The following is a 19,948-nucleotide window of genomic DNA, read 5'->3' as shown; positions in this document are numbered from 1 at the left end:
GCATGGCTCGGCTCTACAGGGATGCCACGGCGGGTCATTTCTCCCGCCGCCAGTTGATCGAACCACGGTTTTCCACCGTGCTCGACTCCACTTCCACATCAAACCCGCGGCGCAGCAGGTACTTCAGCGTGATCACCGAACCGGCGCCCACCAGCGACACGCCGTAACCCACGTAAAGCTTGGGCGAGATGTACTTGCCGACGCCGATCACCGAGCCACCCAGCGCGCGCGACTGGCTCACGCCTGCATCGTCCAGGCCCAGCTTGGCACCCAGCTGCGAGGCGAGCAGGCCACTGCCGGCCGAGAGCGCCGCCGAGGCCGCGTTGACCTGCTGCGCCTGGTCGCTGCTGGCGCCGGTCAGGCTGCGTCCCAGCACCAGATAGGCCAGTGCCTCGGACTGCGACATCGCCGGATCGGACCACACGTCGGCACGCGGCTGCTGCGCACGCCCGGTCACGTCGATGCCGGCGGTGACATCACCGATGCGGCGCTCGGCGCGGATGTTGATGCGCGGGTCGGACACCGCGTTGTAGTTCCAGTTGAGGTTGCCGCGGGTGATGGTCAGGTCCTGCCCATACGCCTTGTAGCGGCCGCTCACTTCGAGGCCGCCATTGGCAGTCATTTCGCGGCCGGGCTTGGCCCAGACCTGCATCTTGCCAGTCAGCGCGCCCTTCAGGCCGAACCCGGTCATCTTCACCTTGTCGCCCAGGCTGACCGTCAGGTCCATGTCCAGCGGCGAGGTGCGCGACTCTTCCGGATCGGCCGGGTCGAGCACCACCACGTCTTCGGACACCGAGGTGCCGCGGTCCAGGCGTTCCAGGTCGATGTCGGCCTCGGGCACGTGCACGGTACCGCGCAGCTCCATCGCCGCCTTGGCCAGGGTGAAGTCGAGGTTGGGGTTGGCGACGATGCGCAGTTCGCTGGTGTTGGACAGCAGCACGTTCTCGCCATGGATCTTCAGCTGCAGCGGCTGCGCATCGCCGAACCACGACAGGCCACCGTCCACGTACAGCGTGCCCTGGCCGGAGTTGGCCTGCGCGGTGATCTTGGCCGAACCATCGGGCTGGGCCACGAAGCTGCCCTTGCCCTGGTCGAAGGTCAGGCCAAGCGCCGGGAATTCACCCTTGAAGTTGCTCAGCTGTGCGTCGCCACCCAGCGACGGCTGGCCTCGCGTACCGCGCAGGCTGACGTGGCCTTCGATCAGGCCGGTCGGCCGCACGATGTCCGGCGAGAACAGCTCCAGCCAGTACAGCCGCGACATGTTGAGGTAGAGCTCACCGTTCAGCGGTGCACTGGCTTCCCAGCCGGTCTGCATCTTCGCGTCGACGAAGCCATTGCCCTGGAAGCCCATGCCCAGGTAACCCTTGATGCTGGCCGGGGTCATGTCGAGCTTCAGCGAGAACTGGTCATAGCGCACCAGCTCGCCGCGGGTGGTATCGCCCACGGTGTTGCGGTTCTCGCCCAGGCGCACGCCGCCTTCCTTCGAGCGCACTTCCACATGGCCTTCCCAGGCGTTGCCGCGCGGGCGGATCTGCGCGTCCAGGCTGACCTCGCCGCGCAGGTAGATGCGGCGGCCGGACTGCGGCGGCAACCACGGCTGCACCAGCGCCAGCGGCAGCGCGTCACTGCGCACCACCAGGCCTTCGCGCGGCCAGTTGGCCTGTGCGCACAGCGCGCCGCTGCTGGCGGCGGCCAGGCAGGCTTCGGACAGGGTGTAGGTGCTGCCGTTGATCGCGAATGCCGCCGGTGCACGCAGCGACCAGGCATCGCCCTTCACCGGTGCGATGCGCAGCGACGCCAGCTCGCCACGCCACTGCGTGCCTTGCTGGCGCACGCTGCCCTGCAGCTCGACCGCACCCATCTCGTTGCGGGTCTGCGCAGCCAGGCGCAGGTTGGACACACTGCCCTGCGCGTCGATGTTCAGCCGCTCCAGCAGCATGCCCGCGTTGACCTGCTGGCCCTGCACCGCCAGCGCGCCGCTGTCGCCGCGCCACGGCAGGCGGCCCTTGATGCTCACACTCTCGGCGCCGTAGCCATCCCAGTTGAGGTTGTTGCCGACCAGGTCGGCGGTGATGTCCGGCGCATCGCGCGGGCCCTTCACCTGCACCTGGCCGCGCAGGCCACCGTCGGCGCCCGGCAGCAGGTCGCTCAACTGCAGCGGCTCGAAACGCGCATCGATGTCGAGGCGGTCGCCGACCTTGCCCGACGCGGTCACCCGGCTGCTGCCCAACGCCAGTTTCAGGTCACCCTGGCCCTGCGCGCCCTGCAGCGCGAACCTGCCCTGCGCGTCGAGATTGCGCTGGCGCAGCATGCCCTTCAGCGAGGGCAGGTCCACCGTGGCTTCCAGCGTACCCGCGGTGCCCGGTGCGGCATTGGCCGGCGGCGGCAGCTGGCGGCCCTTGGAGGCCAGGTTGCCGGACAGGCGGCCATTCCAGCCCGGCACGAAATAGCCGGGGTCGAAGTCCTTCAGCGTGGCCTTGGCGTCCCAGTCCAGCCGCGGCGCCCACGCCACCTGGCCTTCCACCTGCAGCTGGCCACCGGGCGTCTGCGCCTGCAGCTGGTGGATCGACGCCGCCTGGTCGTTGCCACGCACATCGAAGTGCAGCTGCGCCTTCTGCTTTTCGCGTTCGACCTCGGCACGGCCGATCGCCGCCCAGGCCTTCAGGGTACCGGCCAGGCCGAAGCGTGCTTCCTTCAGGGTGACCGGCACCGGTGCGCTGCCGGCGGTGTTCGGATCGGGCGCCGGTACATAGGTCAGGTCACGCGCGACCACCGAGAAGTTGAGTTTCTGCTGGTCTTCCTGGCTGAAATCGGCGGTGCCCTCCAGGCGGGCTTCGCCACCGAGGCCCTTCAGCAGCAGCGGCGAAACCTTCAGCACCTGGTCCTGCAATGACACCACCGACGGTGCCAGTTCCAGTTCCTGCTCGCCCTGCTTCACCTTGCCACGCAGGTTGGCATTGCCGCCCTTGCCAGCAGCAGTGAAATCCAGCGACAACGGCGTGATCGCCGAGCTCGCCAATGCCGGCGACAGCAGCGCCAGATCCAGCTCGTCGCTGCGCACGCTGGCGTTCCAGGTCGGGTCGGTGCGGCCATCGAACACCAGCATCGCGTGCAGCGGCTTCGGTGCGCGCCCGGCTACCGCCACTTCCATGTGCGACAGGTCACCGCGGGCGACCAGGCCGACGGTAGCGGCGGTGCGCCCACGCGGTGCCGGCAACACCGCCGTCACCGTCACGTCGGTGTCGTAGTCCTTGGCCGGGATGTAACGGCCCTGGGCAGTGAAGTTGCCCATGTCACTGTCCACCACCAGCTTGTGCGCCTGGAACTCGCCGTTGGCGATCTCGATGCCGCCGCGCACGCGGCTGATGTCGATCACCGGTTCGTTGGCCTGGCTGATGCGGAAGCCATCGATGGCGATGGCATCGGCCTGGATCGCCAGCGGCATCTCGATCTGCGGCAGCGAATCGGGCCAGGACGGCAGCTTGAACGGCTCATCGCTCTTGGCCAGGTTCAACGTCGCGTTGGTCAGCTCCAGCTTGTCCAACAGCAGCTTGCGGCCCAGCAGCGGGCGCAGGTCCGGCTCCAGGTGCGCACGCTCGGCGTGGAAATGGATGTCGTCATAGCGGAAGTCGACGTTGTACAGGGTCAGCGGCCCGGCCACCGGGCCCTCCACCTTGTCCCAGGTAAAGCTGGCACCCACCGGCAGCCGCGCCACCACCTGGGCCAGCAGTACGTCACGGCCGGCCACGGTCTGCAGCAGCCAGTACACCGCCAGCAGGGCCAGCAGCACCAGGCCAAGCACGCCCACACCGGACCAGGCCCAGAAGCGGCGGCGGCGGTAGAAACGCACGCGTGGCGGCGGGGTGTTCGGGGTCGGTGCGGACGCGCTCACAGGTCCGCTCCGATGTTCAGGTACAGCTGGAACTGCGAATCCGGGTTGTTCAGGCCGTGCGCCACGTCGATGCGCACCGGGCCCACCGGCGATTTCCAGCGTACGCCGAAGCCGACGCCGGTATGCAGGTCGATGGTGTTGTCGAAGGCACTGCCGGTATCGACGAACACCGCCGCACCCCAGGGGCCACCGTTGAAGTAGTGCTCGTACTCGGCCGAGCCGATCACCAGGTTCTTGGCACCCAGCGCATACTTGTCCGGCTTCGGCGTACGCGGGCCGACCTCACGGTAGGCGTAGCCGCGGATGCTGCGGTCACCACCGGCGAAGTAGCGCAGGCTCGGCGGCATCGCCACCAGATCGCTGGTCCACGTGGTGCCGCCCTCGCCGCGCAGGATAAGGCGGTTGCTTTCACCCACCGGGATGTACCAGCGCAACACGGCGTTGGCCTGCACGAAGCTGGTATCCGAGCCGGCGCCTTCCACGCCGGCACGCACCGTTGCGGCGCCGCTGATGCCCTTGCGCGGGAACATCTCGTCGTCGACGTTGACGTAGTCGGCAACCATCTGCGGGTACACCAGCGTCGAGGTGTTGTAGACGGCGTCGGTGAATTCGGTGCCGGAGGCATAGCGCCAGCGCTCGCGCAGCGCGTTGATCGAGGCGATCGCGGTCCAGTGTTCGTTGATCTCGCCGCTGCGGCTGGCGATCAGCTTGAAGTTGCGCAGGTCGATGTAGTCGGTCTGCTCGTCGTACGCGCTGGCAGCGAAGGTGTACCAGCCATCAAGCCAGTTGAAGGCCGGAATGCGGTAACTGGTGACCAGGCTCTTGCGCTTCTGCGCATAGTCCAGCTGCGTGTTCATCTTGTGGCCGCGGTTGTTCAGGAACCGCCGCTCGATGCCACCGCGCACACCCGGGCCGCTCTCGCTGCCGTAGCTCAGGCCTGCGGTGTAGATGGTGCGCTTGGCCCGGGTCAGCTTCACATCCACCGGCACTTCGCCGTTCTCGTCGGCCTGGTCCGGGCGCGGCTGGATGTCGATCACGCTGAAGTAGTCCAGCTTGGTCAGCGACTCGCGCAGCCGGTCCAGCTTGCCCTCGTGGTAGTAGCTGCCCTGGTCCCAGTACACCAGTGGATCGAACAGCTTGTCGACGAAGTAATCCTGCTCGAAGCGCACCGGGCCCATGTTGTAGCGGCGGCCGCTATCCCAGGTCAGGTCGATGTCGGCGGCGTTGTCGGCGCGGGTGATCTGCACCTGGCGCTGGGTGTAGTCGGCATCGAAGTAGCCACGCTCGGCCAGGCGCCGGGTGATGGTGATCTTGCTGGCTTCGTACTGGGTGTGCTCGAAGCGCTGGCCCTTGCGGGGCTTGAAGGCGGCCAGGTCGTCCTGCAGGTACTGGTCGTACATCGCCGGGCCGGTGATGTCGATGTGCTCGCGGCGCACGGTCACCGGGGCGCCCTTGTCGACATGGATCAGCACGCGCACGTGCTCGTCCTCACGCGGCGCCTCGACCTTGATCACCGGGTTGTAGTAGCCGAACGGCTCCAGCGCCTGGCGGGTCTGCCGCTCCGCCTGCGACAGCAGGTACTCCAGGCGCGATTCGCCCTGCTCCTTGCCGATCGTGTCGTACAGCGACAGCGATTCCTGGATGTTCTCGATGATTGCGGCGTCGTCGCCCTTGTCCAATCCCTTGATGTCCACCTTGTCGATGGTGCCGCGTGCATGGACCACGGAAGTGGCGGCCAGCGACAGGACCATCAGCGGCAGGGCGTATTTCTTTGGCTGCATGCGGCACAGCATACCGACCGGAGGTGACGATGCGAAATGCACCACGTCATTGGGGATCGGTTGTTAAGTAGCGGTCAAAATGCGCGCCTTTGTGGCGATCATCGTGATCGCAGGCGAGGATGCCGGCATCGTCCACGATGTCGGCAATGACCCCGATAGACATCGCCGGCGACGTTCCGGCAATGCCGGCCAGCGGCCGGCACTACCGATACGGGCATCAGCTCGACAGATGCTCGATCGCCGCCACCTTGCCCAGGCGCTCGCCCAGCATCGTCAGCAGCGCCAGACGGTTGCCACGCAGCGCCGGCTCCTCGGCATTGACCATCACCCCGTCGAAGAACGCATCGACCTGTGGACGCAGGCGCGCCAGGCGCGCCAGCACTGCCACATAGTCCTTCTGGTGCAGGCTGGCGCCGGTGTCGTCGATGGCGGCGGTGACCGCTTCGGCCAGCGCGCGCTCGGCATCTTCCTGCAGCAGTGCCGCGTCGATCTGCGCCGGAATCTCGCCCTCGGCCTTGCGCAGGATGTTGCGGATGCGCTTGTTGGCCGCGGCCAGCGCCTCTGCCTCCGGCAGCGCGGCGAAGGTGCCGATCGCATCCAGGCGGCGATCGAAGTCGTACAGCGAGGCCGGCTTCAACTCGGCCACCGCGTTGAAGTGCGTGGCCGGCACGCCCTTGTCGCCGTAGTAGCCCTTCAGGCGGTCGAGGATGAAGTCGTAAAGCTCGCCGACATCGGCCTGCACGTTGCGCGCGGCCAGGCCGGCATTGGCGCTGGCCATCAGCGCGCGCAGGTCCAGTTCGAAGCCGCTTTCGATGATCGTGCGGGCCAGGCCCAGCGCGTTGCGGCGCAGGGCGAACGGATCCTTGTTGCCGGTCGGCTTCAGGCCTGCAGCGAAACCACCGGCCAGCGTATCCACGCGTTCGGCGATGGCCAGCACCTTGCCCAGTGGCGACAGCGCGATGTCGTCACCACCGAAGCGCGGCTGGTAGGCCTCGTCGATGGCCAGCGCCACGTCGGCCGATTCACCACCGGCCACGGCGTAGTGGCGACCGGCGATGCCCTGCAATTCCGGGAATTCGTTGACCATGCGCGACTGCAGGTCGTTCTTGGCCAGCTCGGCAGCCCGCCTGGCCTGCGCCGGATCGGCACCGACCTGGGCTGCGATCACTTCGGCCAGTGCGGCCACGCGCGCCACCTTGTCGGCCACGCTGCCCAGCTTGGCCTGGTAGGTCACCGTCTTCAGGCCGTCGCCCATCGACACCAGGCCCTGCTTCAGGTCCTCGTCGAAGAAGAACTTGGCATCGGCGAAGCGCGGGCGGATCACCCGCTCGTAGCCCTTGGCCACTTCGGCCACGTCCTTCGACTCGATGTTGGCAATGCCGATGAACTTCTCGGTCAGCGTGCCGGCGGCATCCAGCACCGGGAAGAACTTCTGGTTGATCTCCATCGTCTCGATCAGCGCTTCCTGCGGCACCGCCAGGAACGCGCGTTCGAAGCTGCACAGCACCGCCGACGGCCATTCGACCAGGTTCACCACCTGCTCCAGGTTGTCTTCGGTGATGCGGGCGCTGCCACCGGCCCCGGCTGCGGCGGCCTCGACCTCGGCGACGATGCGCGCACGTCGCTCGCTCGGGTCGACCAGCACGAACGCGGCGCGCAGGGCTTCAACGTAGTCCTGCGGCTGCGCCAGCGACACGGCCTGGTCGTGGTGGAAGCGATGGCCACGGCTGGCACGGCCGGCCTGCAGGCCGAACAGTTCGGCCTCGACCACGTTGGCGCCATGCAGCAGCACCAGCCAGTGCGCCGGGCGCGCGAAGCCCCAGGCGTGGTCGCCCCAGCGCATCGGCTTGGGAATCGGCATCGCCGCGATCGCCTCGCGCAGGATGTCCGGCAACAGGCTGGCGGTGCTCGCGCCCGGGGTCACCGCGCGGTGCACGAAGCGCTCACCCTTGTTGTCGGTGGTCTTCTCCAGCGCGGTCCAGTCGATCCCGGCCTTGGCGGCGAAGCCCTGCAGGGCCTTGGTCGGCTGGCCTTCGGCGTCCAGCGCGATGTTCAGATACGGGCCCAGCACTTCGCTGTGCTGTTCCGGCTGTTCCAGGCCGACGCCCGGCAGCAGCACGGCCAGGCGGCGCGGGGTCGACAGCGGGCGCGCATCGCCCAGCTCCAGCGCGACGCCGCGCTTGCGCAGGCCTTCGACAACACCGTCGAAGAACGCCTGGGCTAGGCCCGGCAGCGCCTTGACCGGCAGCTCCTCGGTGCCCAGTTCGATCAGCAGGGGGGACAGTTGGCTCATCGGTTCGATCCTGTGGTGGGGGCGCAGCGCGCAACGCGTCCGGCGCCCCGGGTAGTTGATGAAAAGCGGGACGGTGCAGGAAGGCGGTCAGGCCTTCTTCGCACCCGGGAAGCCCAGCTTCTCGCGCTGCTCGTAATACGCTTTGGCCACCGCCTGGGCCAGCGCGCGCACGCGCAGGATGTAGCGCTGGCGCTCGGTCACGCTGATTGCGCGGCGCGCATCGAGCAGGTTGAAGGTGTGGCTGGCCTTCATCACCTGCTCGTAGGCCGGCAGCGGCAGGCCCACTTCCACCAGCTTCTGCGCTTCACGCTCGCAGGCATCGAAGCGGTGGAACATTTCGTCCACGTCGGCGTATACGAAGTTGTAGGTGCTCTGCTCCACCTCGTTCTGGTGGTAGACGTCGCCATAGGTCACCGGCTGGCCGTCCGGGCCGTAGGTCCAGACCAGGTCATAGACGTTGTCGCAGTTCTGCAGGTACATGCACAGGCGCTCGAGACCGTAGGTGATCTCGCCCAGCACCGGGCGGCACTCCAGGCCACCGGCCTGCTGGAAGTAGGTGAACTGGGTCACTTCCATGCCGTTGAGCCAGACCTCCCAGCCCAGGCCCCAGGCGCCCAGCGTCGGCGATTCCCAGTTGTCCTCGACGAAGCGCAGGTCGTGCACCAGCGGATCGATGCCCAGTGCCTTCAGCGAATCCAGGTACAGCTGCTGGATGTTGTCCGGCGCCGGCTTCATCGCCACCTGGTACTGGTAGTAGCGCTGCAGGCGGTTCGGGTTCTCGCCGTAGCGGCCATCGGTCGGGCGGCGCGACGGCTGCACGTAGGCCGCGTTCCAGCTTTCCGGCCCGATCGCCCGCAGGAAGGTGGCCGGGTGGAAGGTACCGGCGCCCACCTCCAGGTCGAGCGGCTGGATGAGCACGCAGCCCTGCTGGGCCCAGAACTGGTTCAGGGTCTGGATCAGGCCCTGGAAGGTGATCGGAACGGTCGGGGTCGCGGACATGCGTACGAGTCTTGGCCGGCAAGGGGGTGCGCTAGTATAACGGCCGACCTGCGGGGCATTCCGTACCCGGGAGGAGCAGGCAGATGGAACATCGGCTGCCGGTGGGCACGCCCGGCGAGCCAGGCGGCGTCCCGCTGCCGTGGGGCCGCCTGCATTTCGAGCAGGTCGGTGCGGCGCTGCTGGCCGACGGCCTGGTCGCCGAGCACGAGGGCGAGCGCATGCGGTTTTCCGCACAGGGCGCGCGCAATGCCAGCGAAGTGCACCCATTGGTGCTGCTGTCCAACCTCAAGCTGGCCACCCGCGACGGCGGCGAACTGACCCTGGAACGCCTGACCGAATGGCTGGCCCAACGCACCGGCAGCCGCTACCTGCGCATCGATCCGACCCGGGTCGACGTCGCTGCGGTCACCGCGCTGGTCTCCCACGCCTATGCCCGTCGCCACCGCTTCCTGCCGCTGGCAGTGGATGCCGAACGGGTGCTGGTGGCCACCAGCGAGCCGCTGGTGCAGGAATGGCGCCGCGACCTGCAGCACCTGACCCGCCGCCGCATCGAGCTGGCGGTGGTCAATCCGCTCGACCTGCACCGCTACACCATGGAGTTCTACGGGGTGACCCGTTCGGTGCGTGGCGCGCGCGGCGACGTCCGCGGCGAGACCAACACCACCCTGCCCAGCTTCGAGCAGCTGGTCGAGCTGGGCCGCACCGGCGACGTCAATGCCGACGACCAGCACATCGTGCACATCGTCGACTGGCTGCTGCAATACGCCTATGAGCAGCGCGCCTCGGACATCCACCTGGAACCGCGCCGCGAGATGGGACGCATGCGCTTCCGCATCGACGGCGTGCTGCACAAGGTGTTCGAGGTGCCGCCGGCGGTGATGACCGCGGTGGTCAGCCGCATCAAGGTACTCGGCCGCATGGACCTGGCCGAACGCCGGCGCCCGCAGGACGGCCGCATCAAGACCCGCTCGCCGGGTGGCCGCGAGGTCGAGATGCGCCTGTCGACCATGCCCACCGCCTTCGGCGAGAAGTGCGTGATGCGCATCTTCGACCCGGACGCCGCCTTCAAGAGCATCGACCAGCTCGGCTTCAGCCCGCAGGAGGCCGCTGGCTGGAATGCGCTGGTCGAGCGCCCGCACGGCATCGTGCTGGTCACCGGCCCGACCGGCTCGGGCAAGACCACCACCCTGTATTCCACGCTGAAGCGGCTGGCCACGCCGGACGTCAACGTGTGCACGGTGGAGGACCCGATCGAGATGATCGCGCCCGAGTTCAACCAGATGCAGGTGCAGGCCAACATCGACCTGGACTTCGCCAGCGGCGTGCGCACCCTGCTGCGGCAGGATCCGGACATCATCATGATCGGCGAGATCCGCGACCTGGAAACCGCTCAGATGGCGGTGCAGGCCTCGCTGACCGGTCATCTGGTGCTGTCCACCCTGCACACCAACGACGCGCCGTCGGCGGTCACCCGCCTGCTCGACCTGGGCGTGCCGCACTACCTGCTGGCCAGTACCCTCAATGGCATCCTTGCCCAGCGCCTGGTGCGCACGCTGTGCCCGCACTGCAAGCAGCCGCACAGCCTCGGCGCGGCTGATTGGGCGGTACTGGCTGATAGCCAGGATGCATATCCAGATGCCGCCACGCCCTGTCGTCCGGTCGGTTGCCTGGAGTGCCGGCGCACCGGATTCCTCGGCCGCATCGGGCTGTATGAGTTGCTGCCATTGGGCTCGCGGCTGCGCGGGCAGATCCGCGCCGACATGGATCTGGCCGGTTTCACCCGTGCCGCACGCGCTGAAGGGCTGCGAACCCTGCGCCAGGCCGGGCTTGAAAAGGTGGCGCAGGGGCTGACTACAATCGAGGAAGTCCTGTCAGTGCTGCCGCCCCCGGATGAACCCAGCCCCCTTCCTGATCCTTGAAACCGGCCGCCCGGTACCGTCACTGCGCCGCTACGGGCGCTTTCCGCACTGGATCCGCGTCGCCGCCGGGCTGGAAGAGCACGAGACGATGGTGGTCGATGTCGAACACGGTGGCGCCCTGCCCGATCCGCACGGTTTTGCCGGCGTACTGGTGACCGGCTCGGCCGCCTTCGTTACTGACCACGCCGAATGGAGCGAGCGCAGCGCGGCGTGGCTGCGCCAGACCGCCCACGCCGGCCTGCCGGTGTTCGGCATCTGCTACGGCCACCAGCTGCTGGCGCACGCGCTGGGCGGTGAGGTGGCCTACAACCCGGCCGGGCGCGAGTCCGGCACGATCGAACTGGAGCTGCAGCCACAGGCGGCACAGGATCCGCTGTTCCAGGGCCTGCCGCAGCACTTTGCCGCCCACGCCACCCACCTGCAGACCGTGCTGCGCGCGCCCGACGGTGCCGCGGTGCTGGCACGCTCGCCGCTGGATGGCTGCCACGCGTTCCGCTGGGGGCGCCAGGCCTGGGGCGTGCAGTTCCACCCCGAATTCGCCACCCACCACATGCGCGGCTACGTGCGCGCCCGCGCCGACTGCATCGGCCGCCACGGCGGCTGCGCGCGCAGCATCGAGCGCGCAGTCAGCGCCGCACCGCTGGCCCGCCAGCTGCTGCGCCGCTTCGTCCGACAGGCGCGGCTGTCTTCAGCCCAGCCGGCGGCAAAACAGGGATAATCAGCGGCACGGGCAACCGCCCGTCCCCTCCTGTCCTTCCCGGATGTCCATGAAAGAGATTCGCAAGCTGCCGGCCTCGGCGGGCGCCCAGTGGTTGCTGGATACGTTCTCGCTGTATCGGCGTGCGCCGCTGCAGCTGGCCCGGATCGGCCTGGCCTGGCTGCTGGTGAGCTGGGTGGTCACCCTGTTGTCGACGCTGATTCCCGGCGCCGCCGGCATGGCCGTGCAGCTGATGACCCTGGCCATCTCGCCGATCATGTTCGGCGGCATGCTCTACGCCGTGGGCGAGATCGACGAAGGCCGCCCGGGCCTGGCCTCGCACCTGCTGCAGCCGATCCGCGACCACCGCGTCAGCCACCTGCTGGTGCCGCTGGCGATCCAGGTGCTGGCGGTGCTGCTGCTGGGCGCGTTGCTGTTCCTGATGATCGGCCGCGAAGGCTTCACCGCCTTCAGCGAGGTCATGACCAAGATGGAAGAGATCAGCCGCACTGGCCAGCAGATCAAGCCGGACGATGCTGCGGCGCTGGTCGCCAACCTGCCGGCCAAGCGCATCGCGCTGTGGATGCTGCTGGTGTTCCTGAGCGCGGTCGCACTGTCGCTGGCGATGTTCACCCAGCCGGCGCTGGTGGTGTTCGACAAGCAGAGCGGCATGCACGCACTGCGCCTGAGCCTGCAGGGCTGCATCGAGAACATCGGCGCGATGATCGTGTTCGCCGTGCTCGGCCTGATCGCCGCGTTCTGCATCTACATCCTGTTCGTGATCGTGATCCAGATCGCGATGCTGATCGGTGGCCCGCTGGCCGCCGCCTTCATCGCGCAGCTGGTGCTGACCACGGTGCTGATGCCGCTGTATGTCGGTGCGGTCTATGCCGCATGGAAGCAGATGTTCGTGCACCGTGGCAGCCGCGCCGCACCGCCGGTCCCGACCACCCCGACCTCAAGCGACATCTTCCACGCCTGACGAAAAAGGGGACGGAGGGGATTAAGTCGTTTGTGCCACTGTGCCGATAACGACTTAATCCCCTCCGTCCCCTTTTATCTTTCAGGCGGCCGGTTTCTTCACGGCCGACGACGGCACCAGCCAGCGTGCGGCGTGGATGCCCAGCTCGTAGAGCAGGCACATCGGGATCGCCAGCATCAGCTGCGAGACCACGTCCGGCGGGGTCAGCACCGCCGCCAGCACGAAGATGCCGACGATCGCGTAGCCACGGCCTTCCTTGAACTGCTGCGGCGTCACCCAGCCCAGCAGCACCAGGATCACCATCGCCACCGGCAGTTCGAAACTGCCACCGAAGGCGAAGAAGATCGCCAGCACGAAATCCAGGTAGGCATTCGCATCCGGGGTGATCGCGATCACGTCCGGGCTGAAGGTGGTCAGGAAATGGAACACCGCCGGCAGCACCAGGAAGTAGGCGAAGGCACAGCCGGTGTAGAACAGCAGTACCGAAGACACCAGCAGCGGCACCGCCAGGCGCTTCTCACGCGCGTACAGCCCCGGGGCGACGAAGGCCCACAGCTGGTACAGCAGCCACGGCACCGCCACGAACAGGGCCACGAAGAAGGTCAGCTTCAATGGCGCGAAGAAGGCGCCGGCCGGATTGGTCGCGATCATCGTCTGCCCGTTGGGCAGCTGCGAGACCAGCGGTTCGGCCAGCGCGTTGTACAGCTTCTGGGTAAACGGCAGCAGCGCCAGCAGCACCACGCCCAGGCCCAGCAATGCGCGCACCAGGCGGCCGCGCAGTTCCACCAGATGTTCGACCAGCGAGCTTTCGCCGAAATCCTGTTCACTCATGGCTGGCGCTCCGTGCGCTGCGGCGTCGGAGCACCGGCTTCAGGGGGTGTCGCCGGCATCGGCTCTGGAGCAATGCGCTCCTGCACCGGCGCATCGGCAGGCGACAGGCTGCCCATATGCGGCGGCGGATCCGCAGGCGCAGGCGCGCGTACCTCCTGCACCAGCGTATCGCCCTGCTGCTGCGCCTCCTGCGCTTCGCGACGGATCGCCTCGCCGCTGGCGCGCAGCTGGTTCTCGGTGTCCTGCATGCCCTGGCGCACCTCCTGCATCTGCCGCTTGATGTCCTCGGCCTGCAGTTCGCGTTCCAGTTCCTGTTTCACCGAATCCCACTGATTGCGGGCACGGCGCACCCACAGGCCAGCGAAACGGGCCGCCTTGGGCAGGCGCTCGGGACCGAGCACCACCAGGGCGACCACCGCGATCACCAGCAGTTCGCTGAAGCCGATATCAAACACCGCAACCGCTCCGGATCAGCGAGGGGTGCGGTCGTGCTCGTCCTGCGCGGTGCGCGAGGCGTCCTGGCTGCGCGACTCGTCGCCCAGCTGCGCGTTCGGCTTGTCCTCGTCGCGCATGCCCTTCTTGAATTCCTTGACCGCCGAGCCGAGGTCCTTGGCGCCACTGGTCAGGCGCTTGGTGCCGAACACCAGCAGGACGATGGCCAGCACGACCAACCAATGCCAGATGCTGAAACTGCCCATAAAGACGCTCGTTACGTTAGTGATCAGGCTGTCGAGCATAGCGCACCGGCTGTCAGCCGGCGCGCGTGACGAAAGTCAGTTCCCGCCCAGCGTTTCCGTGCGGATTTCGCCGTCGTTGACCGGCTGAAAACCCTGCTGCTGCGGCGGCGGGTTCTGCGGCACGTTCTGCAACGGCGCGGTGGTGGCTTCGGCCGGGGCCGCCGGCGCTGCCTGAACAGGCGCCGGCGCAACCGCCGGGGTCGCCGCCGGACGCGGTGCACTGCCACCGTTGCCGTTGCGGTTGTTGCGGGCGGCGTAGGTGGCCTCTTCCAGACGATCACGGAAGGCGACCACGTCCATCGAGGGCGAACCGGCGGCGCGCCCCTCGAAGATCATGCGCGGTGTGGTGTTGCTGCCGTACGCGTCAAGGTTGGCGGCATCGTCGATCTGCAGCACCGCCCCATCCAGCGCGACGCCCGCGAACAGCCCACGGGCACGCGACCAGGACCAGATCTCGGCCTTCAGCTGGCCGTCGGTGGCGGCGGCGGCATTGCGGCCGACCGGACCGGCGGCAACGCCGGCATCGGCGCCGAGCGTGAACTTGCCGTTGACCAGGTTGTCCAGGCTGCGGTCGTTGCGGAACACCAGCACCACATCCGAAGATTGCACGCCGGCCTGGAAGCCGATGCTGCCACCGGTGAGCTTCACGAACACCGGGTTGGACCATGCGCCATTGGGCATGCGCACCGACATCAGGCCGTGGCCACGGCGACCGCCAATGACAAGACCGGCCTTGATCGTGTCGGGAATGACGATGACCGCGCGGCCTTCGTCGAGCAATTTATCCGGAATGCCCTGTTCAGGAATTTCCTGGATTTCAGCCAGCACGCGCACGGCGTTGCGGGCGCGCTGGTCTTCCTGCGGTCCGGCCATGGCCTGGCTGGACAGCAGGCTGGCGGCGATCAGCAGGGCTTGGATCGGGCGACGCATGGCAGGCTCCAGAAGTCAGTCCATAGGAAGATATAGCAAGTGACTGAAATTAGTGGTGTTGTCATGAATCCCCAATGAGCGTTCCCTGCCCGCATTGATGCGCGCTATGCCTGCAATCCGAACCCTGCATCCCGGTGCGGCGCCGGATAGGCGACAATACCGCCCATGCTCGACGCACCCGATACCGCCGTGCTGGCGGTCAACCTAGGCACGCCCGAGACGCCGACGGCCCCCGCCGTACGCCGTTACCTGGCCGAATTCCTGTCCGACCCGCGCGTGGTCGCGATTCCGGCACTGCTCTGGCAGCCGCTGCTGCGCGGGCTGATCCTGCCGCTGCGAAGCGGCCGGTCGGCGGCCAAGTACGCCCAGGTCTGGCTGCCCGACGGCTCACCGCTGATGGTGCATACGCGCCAGCTGGCGCAGGCCATGCAGGCCCTGCTGCCGACCCTGACGGTGCGCCATGCGATGCGTTACGGCGAACCGGCGCTGGCCGGCGAGCTCGACCGTCTGGCCGCCGACGGCGCGCGCCGGATCGTGGTGCTGCCGCTGTACCCGCAGTACTCCACCACCACCACCGCCTCGGTCGAAGACCGGGTCGATGCGTGGCAGCGCCGCAACCCGGGCGTGACCGTGAGCCTGGTGCGCGATTACTCGGTCGATCCCGGCTGGGTCGAGGCCGTAGCCGGATCGATCCGTCGCTACTGGGAACAGCACGGTCGCGGTCAGAAACTGATGTTCTCCTTCCATGGTATCCCGCAGCGCCTGGCCGACGCGGGCGACCCGTATCCGCAGCGCTGCGAGGCCAGTGCGCAGGCCATCGCCAATGCACTGGGCCTGGACAAGGACGACTGGCAGATGGGTTACCAGTCGCGCTTCGGCCGCGAGCGCTGGTTGCAGCCGTATGCCGAGCCCAGCCTGTGGGCGCTGGCCGAATCCGGCGTGAAGCAGATCGACGTGGTCTGCCCCGGATTCGCCACCGACTGCCTGGAGACGCTGGAAGAGGTCGCGCTGGGCTTCACCGAAACACTGGCCGAGCGCGGTGCGACGATGCGCTATATCCCCTGCCTCAACGCCGAGCCGGAGCATGCACGCGCCCTGGCACGGCTGGCCGTGTCCTCGCTGGCATGAGCCTGCAACCGTTTGGACTCCAGGTCGGTGGCGCACGCGTCGCCGGCCTGCGCAACCACGGCGGCGGCCCACGCGTGCTGGCCCTGCATGGCTGGCTCGACAACGCCGCCAGCTTCGTGCCGCTGGCGCCGCACCTGTCGGCGTTGCAGCTGGTTGCCATCGATCTGCCCGGCCACGGTCACAGCGCGCACCTGCCGGCGGGTGCCAGCTACACCACGGCCGCCGCGATCTGCCACGTACTCGATGTCGCCGACGCGCTGGGCTGGGACCGATTCAGCCTGCTCGGCCATTCGATGGGTGCCGGCATTGCCAGCCTTACCGCCTCGGTCAGCGACCGTGTCGATCGGCTGGTGGCGATCGAAGCACTCGGCGGCCTGCGCGGTCCCGAGGAAGAAACGGCGCATCGCCTGCGCGAGCATGTGAACGCCACGCGCGCGTTGGCACGCAAGCAGCTGCGCGTGTTCCCCGATCTGGCAGCGCCGATCCGCGCGCGGATGATGACCAACCAGCTCAGCGAACCCTGCGCACGGCTGCTGGTCGAGCGCGGCGTGGAACCGGTCGAAGGTGGCTATCGCTGGTGCAGCGATCCGCGCCTGATGCTGCCCACCGCGATCCGCCTCAGCGAAGGCCAGATCGACAACCTGCTGCAGGCCATCGGCTGCCCGACGCAGGTGATCTATGCCACGCCGGCACAGTCGTACTACCCCGAGCCGATGCGCAGCGATCGCCTGCAGCACCTGCGTGATGGACGGCTGGCCGTGTTTCCCGGCAACCACCACCTTCATATGGAAGACCCGGAACGCATCGCCGAGGTGATCCTGCGCTTCTTCAGCAACGACAACGCCGACTGAGTCGCAGCGTCCGCGCACTTCATTCTGCGCAGTTGCGGCCGATACATCAGTTGCGGGCCACTGCGTCCGCAGCACGTGGGCCCGGTCGGGCCTGCGGCGTGTGTCTGGTCCTGCAAGGAAGTCCGCATGCCCGCTCCATTGCTCCGTCACCCACAGGATGTGGTCACGGCGCCCCGTCTGCGCGACGTTGATTGCGTCGCATTCCCCGAATTCCCGGTCCATGCCCTGGCCACGCACTCGTGCGTGCGCCACCGTGTGGCCGTTGCCGTCTGCTGATCCAGGAGTCGCCGATGTCCGCTGCATCCACTCGTCCCCCCGATACCGCCCGCCTGCCGCATCTGCAGCAGCTCGCCCACCGCGCTGACCGCCGATTGCTGATCGGCAGTGCGGCACTGGGGGTGGCCAGCCTGGTGCTGGCCCTGCGCGGGCCTCATGCCCTGACCGCCTCGCTGGTTGCGGCCGCTGTGCTGCCTGCCATGTGGCTGGCCGGTCCCAAAGCGGGCCACAGCGTCACCCGCAATGGCCTGGCGCTGTTGTTGTCGCTGCAGCTGGCAGGGCTGTGCGCGATCGCCGGCCTGTCACCGGCGTTGCCGATTGCGTTGCTGCTGGGCGTGCTGTTGAGCCATCGTGATCGCCTGCCGGTATGGCTGGCCGGTGGCATCGGTACGCTCGCCCTGCTGGCACCGTTGCAGGACGGTGCCGCGCTGTGGCCAATGCTGCTGCAGGCCGGTTTGTTCGCAGGCCTGACCTTGTTCCTCGGCCAGGTCGCACTGCGCCTTCGGCAGCAGACCGAGGCCCTTGGCCACGGCCCGCGTCGGCTTGCCGCGCTGGCACGCGACATCGCCACCGGTGCCGATCTTGGTGCACATGCCGACACCAGCGCCTATGCACCGGGCTCACTCGCCCACGCCCTGGCCGACACTGCACGCCACGTGCAGGCCCAGCGTGGACGCGAGGCGGCGGCGCATGCCGAGAATGCGCAGATCCGCCAGGCGCTGGATGCCTCGCGCACCGCGATGATGATCGCCGACAACGATCACGTGATTCGCTATGTGAACCGCTCGGTGGTGGCTCTGCTGCGCAACCAGCAGGCGACACTGCGCCAGGCCTTCCCTGACTTCGATGCCGAACGCCTGGTCGGCAGCAGCATCCATCGCTTCCATGCCAACCCGGACCGCATCCGCGCCATCCTCAATGGACTGCAGGCCAGCCACAACGGCAAGGTACAGATCGGCCCGGTGCACTTCGCCCAGGTGGTCACCCCGGTGTTCGATGCACAGGGCATGCGCCTCGGTTTCGCCGTGGAATGGCATGACCGTACCCAGGAGCTGGCGCTTGAGAACGCCGTGGCCGGGATCGTCGCTGCTGCGGCTGCCGGTGATCTGGGCCAGCGCCTGCAGGCGACCGAAGGCGCCAGCTTCCTTGATGGCCTGACCGGTGGCATCAACCAGCTGCTCGATACGCTGGGCAGCACCGTCGATGAAGTTCGGCAGATGCTCTCGGCGCTGGCCAACGGCGATCTCGATCGGCGCATGCGCGGTGAGTACCACGGTGCCTTCGCCGCGATCCAGCGCGATGCCAACGCCACCGCCGGCCAGCTGGCGCGCATGGTGGGCCGCATCCAGCAGTGCGCGGCCTCGATCAGTACCGCCGCCAGCGAGATCGCTGCAGGCAATGGTGCGCTGTCCGAGCGCAGCGAGCGCCAGGCGGCGCACCTGCAGGAAACCGCAGCCTCGATGGAGGAGCTGACCGCCACCGTGCGCCAGAACGCTGCGCATGCCCGCGAGGCCAGTGAGCTGGCTGCGTCCACGCAGCGCGCCGCCAGTGGTGGCAACACCGCGATGCAGCGGGTTGTCGACACCATGCAGGCGATTGAAGGCGCCTCGAAGCGGATCGGCGACATCACCGGCGTGATCGATGGCATCGCCTTCCAGACCAATATCCTCGCGCTCAATGCGGCGGTGGAAGCCGCACGTGCCGGTGAGCAGGGTCGTGGTTTCGCCGTGGTGGCCAGCGAGGTGCGCGTGCTGGCGCAGCGCTCCGCCGCCGCCGCACAGGAAATCAAGAAGCTGATCGATGAGGCAGGCCGCCAGGTGGGCGAAGGTGCCCAGCTGGTCGCCGACGCCGGCCAGCGGATGCAGGGCATTGTCGGCGGCGTTGAGAATGTCAGCCACCTGATGCAGGAGATCTCGGCGGCCTCGCAGGAGCAGTCGGTCGGCATCGAGCAGATCAACCAGACCGTGGTGCAGATGGACCAGGCCACGCAGCAGAATGCAGCGCTTGTGGAGGAAGCCACCGCGGCCGCACGCGAGCTGCAATCGCAGGCGGGTACGCTGACCGAGGCGGTATCGGTGTTCCGCCAGCAGGAACCGTATAAGGTCCCGCGGGCCGCCTGATCCGGCCTGCAATGCGATCCTGGTCAGGACGGCGCCCGCAGGGCGCCGTCTTTTTGCCTGGTTTTGCGTGATGGGTCAGGAAAGGTCCGCTTCCGGACCTGCCGTGAGGAGCGGCCAACCCTGATTGGCGCCGCATCCACACACGGCGTGGATCTACCGGTCGTGCCGGCCGCTGGCCGGCAATCACAGCCGCGCGCACTGTCTGACCTGCCGCCGGCAGCGGCCAACCCTGGTTGGCGCTGTGGCTGCCCGCGGAGAATATCCACGCATCGCGTGGATCTACCGGGCGATGTAACGCCATCGGGTTGCCGGCCAGCGGCCGGCACTACCTGTATTACTACGCCCAAAGAAAAACCCCGCTGCGCGAGCAGCGGGGTTTTGGGTATAAACCCTGGCGATGACCTACTCTCGCATGGCTTGAGCCACACTACCATCGGCGCAGCTGCGTTTCACTTCCGAGTTCGGGATGGGATCGGGTGGTTCCACAGCGCTAATTTCACCAGGGAGGCTTT

The 19,948-nt window shown here is 67.8% G+C and carries 14 protein-coding genes and 1 rRNA gene; 6 read left to right on the top strand and 9 right to left on the bottom strand.

Going from position 1 to position 19,948, the window contains the following annotated elements; translation table 11 throughout:
* Positions 1–34 precede the first annotated feature (34 nt).
* From KXV01_RS03680 to glyQ, 4 genes are all read right to left on the bottom strand, one after another.
* Complete coding sequence (locus KXV01_RS03680) at positions 35–3,892, bottom strand: translocation/assembly module TamB domain-containing protein (RefSeq protein WP_111096677.1); 3,858 nt, start codon at positions 3,890–3,892, stop codon at positions 35–37.
* The gene (locus KXV01_RS03675; protein ID WP_032954656.1) at positions 3,889–5,685 is read right to left on the bottom strand and encodes an autotransporter assembly complex family protein; all 1,797 of its coding nucleotides are present in this window, start codon (positions 5,683–5,685) and stop codon (positions 3,889–3,891) included. Before KXV01_RS03675 ends, KXV01_RS03680 begins: the two co-directional genes overlap by 4 nt.
* Before the next feature lie 205 nt (positions 5,686–5,890).
* Positions 5,891–7,966: a glycine--tRNA ligase subunit beta gene (gene glyS, locus KXV01_RS03670; protein WP_049440563.1), complete on the bottom strand. Its 2,076-nt coding sequence runs from the start codon at positions 7,964–7,966 to the stop codon at positions 5,891–5,893.
* Between the two features lie 87 nt (positions 7,967–8,053).
* The gene (gene glyQ / locus KXV01_RS03665; RefSeq protein ID WP_111096676.1) at positions 8,054–8,965 is read right to left on the bottom strand and encodes a glycine--tRNA ligase subunit alpha; all 912 of its coding nucleotides are present in this window, start codon (positions 8,963–8,965) and stop codon (positions 8,054–8,056) included.
* Positions 8,966–9,048: 83 nt separating this feature from the next.
* On the opposite strand from glyQ, the gene KXV01_RS03660 reads away from it, so the two are divergent.
* From KXV01_RS03660 to KXV01_RS03650, 3 genes are read left to right on the top strand one after another with little or no spacing between them, the layout of a single operon-like run.
* A complete protein-coding gene (locus tag KXV01_RS03660; protein ID WP_099494908.1) occupies positions 9,049–10,884 on the top strand; it encodes a GspE/PulE family protein in 1,836 nt (611 codons plus the stop codon).
* Positions 10,856–11,602, top strand: a complete 747-nt coding sequence (locus KXV01_RS03655; protein WP_099494907.1) for a glutamine amidotransferase — start codon at positions 10,856–10,858, stop codon at positions 11,600–11,602. Before KXV01_RS03660 ends, KXV01_RS03655 begins: the two co-directional genes overlap by 29 nt.
* 49 nt (positions 11,603–11,651) lie before the next feature.
* Positions 11,652–12,563: a BPSS1780 family membrane protein gene (locus KXV01_RS03650; protein WP_049411999.1), complete on the top strand. Its 912-nt coding sequence runs from the start codon at positions 11,652–11,654 to the stop codon at positions 12,561–12,563.
* Positions 12,564–12,644: 81 nt separating this feature from the next.
* Here KXV01_RS03650 and tatC read toward each other — a convergent pair whose 3' ends face one another.
* From tatC to KXV01_RS03630, 4 genes are all read right to left on the bottom strand, one after another.
* Positions 12,645–13,394 carry a twin-arginine translocase subunit TatC gene (tatC, locus tag KXV01_RS03645; RefSeq protein WP_005420449.1) on the bottom strand — a complete coding sequence of 250 codons (750 nt, stop codon included), beginning with the start codon at positions 13,392–13,394 and terminating at the stop codon, positions 12,645–12,647.
* Complete coding sequence (tatB, locus tag KXV01_RS03640) at positions 13,391–13,849, bottom strand: Sec-independent protein translocase protein TatB (RefSeq protein ID WP_049411996.1); 459 nt, start codon at positions 13,847–13,849, stop codon at positions 13,391–13,393. Before tatB ends, tatC begins: the two co-directional genes overlap by 4 nt.
* Positions 13,850–13,864: 15 nt before the next feature.
* Complete coding sequence (gene tatA, locus KXV01_RS03635; RefSeq protein ID WP_012512521.1) at positions 13,865–14,092, bottom strand: Sec-independent protein translocase subunit TatA; 228 nt, start codon at positions 14,090–14,092, stop codon at positions 13,865–13,867.
* A 75-nt stretch (positions 14,093–14,167) separates the two neighbouring features.
* Positions 14,168–15,061 carry a YSC84-related protein gene (locus tag KXV01_RS03630; RefSeq protein WP_049411991.1) on the bottom strand — a complete coding sequence of 298 codons (894 nt, stop codon included), beginning with the start codon at positions 15,059–15,061 and terminating at the stop codon, positions 14,168–14,170.
* A 165-nt stretch (positions 15,062–15,226) separates the two neighbouring features.
* Here KXV01_RS03630 and hemH point away from each other — a divergent pair, with 165 nt between their 5' ends.
* The 3 genes from hemH to KXV01_RS03615 all read left to right on the top strand — a co-directional run bounded on the left by hemH (position 15,227) and on the right by KXV01_RS03615 (position 19,436).
* Positions 15,227–16,189, top strand: coding sequence for a ferrochelatase (hemH, locus tag KXV01_RS03625; RefSeq protein ID WP_049411985.1), 963 nt, complete (start codon positions 15,227–15,229; stop codon positions 16,187–16,189).
* Positions 16,186–17,040, top strand: a complete 855-nt coding sequence (locus tag KXV01_RS03620) for an alpha/beta hydrolase (protein ID WP_111096675.1) — start codon at positions 16,186–16,188, stop codon at positions 17,038–17,040. The genes hemH and KXV01_RS03620 overlap by 4 nt, the downstream gene beginning before the upstream one ends.
* A 290-nt stretch (positions 17,041–17,330) precedes the next feature.
* Positions 17,331–19,436: a methyl-accepting chemotaxis protein gene (locus KXV01_RS03615; RefSeq protein ID WP_111096674.1), complete on the top strand. Its 2,106-nt coding sequence runs from the start codon at positions 17,331–17,333 to the stop codon at positions 19,434–19,436.
* Positions 19,437–19,825: 389 nt separating this feature from the next.
* Here KXV01_RS03615 and rrf read toward each other — a convergent pair.
* Positions 19,826–19,940, bottom strand: a 5S ribosomal RNA gene (rrf, locus tag KXV01_RS03610).
* Positions 19,941–19,948 lie beyond the last annotated feature (8 nt).

The organism is Stenotrophomonas sp. Ps181 (assembly GCF_025697425.1).
Lineage (GTDB): Bacteria > Pseudomonadota > Gammaproteobacteria > Xanthomonadales > Xanthomonadaceae > Stenotrophomonas > Stenotrophomonas sepilia.
Note: the sequence above shows the minus strand (reverse complement) of the source record. Positions and strands in the feature narration are given on the sequence as shown.

Coding starts and splice junctions, on each gene's coding strand:
- KXV01_RS03675 (WP_032954656.1), bottom strand. CDS start 5,685: ATGCTGTGCCGCATGCAGCCAAAGAAATACGCCCTGCCGCTGATGGTC.
- glyS (WP_049440563.1), bottom strand. CDS start 7,966: ATGAGCCAACTGTCCCCCCTGCTGATCGAACTGGGCACCGAGGAGCTG.
- glyQ (WP_111096676.1), bottom strand. CDS start 8,965: ATGTCCGCGACCCCGACCGTTCCGATCACCTTCCAGGGCCTGATCCAG.
- KXV01_RS03660 (WP_099494908.1), top strand. CDS start 9,049: ATGGAACATCGGCTGCCGGTGGGCACGCCCGGCGAGCCAGGCGGCGTC.
- KXV01_RS03655 (WP_099494907.1), top strand. CDS start 10,856: ATGAACCCAGCCCCCTTCCTGATCCTTGAAACCGGCCGCCCGGTACCG.
- KXV01_RS03650 (WP_049411999.1), top strand. CDS start 11,652: ATGAAAGAGATTCGCAAGCTGCCGGCCTCGGCGGGCGCCCAGTGGTTG.
- tatC (WP_005420449.1), bottom strand. CDS start 13,394: ATGAGTGAACAGGATTTCGGCGAAAGCTCGCTGGTCGAACATCTGGTG.
- tatA (WP_012512521.1), bottom strand. CDS start 14,092: ATGGGCAGTTTCAGCATCTGGCATTGGTTGGTCGTGCTGGCCATCGTC.
- KXV01_RS03630 (WP_049411991.1), bottom strand. CDS start 15,061: ATGCGTCGCCCGATCCAAGCCCTGCTGATCGCCGCCAGCCTGCTGTCC.
- hemH (WP_049411985.1), top strand. CDS start 15,227: ATGCTCGACGCACCCGATACCGCCGTGCTGGCGGTCAACCTAGGCACG.
- KXV01_RS03620 (WP_111096675.1), top strand. CDS start 16,186: ATGAGCCTGCAACCGTTTGGACTCCAGGTCGGTGGCGCACGCGTCGCC.
- KXV01_RS03615 (WP_111096674.1), top strand. CDS start 17,331: ATGTCCGCTGCATCCACTCGTCCCCCCGATACCGCCCGCCTGCCGCAT.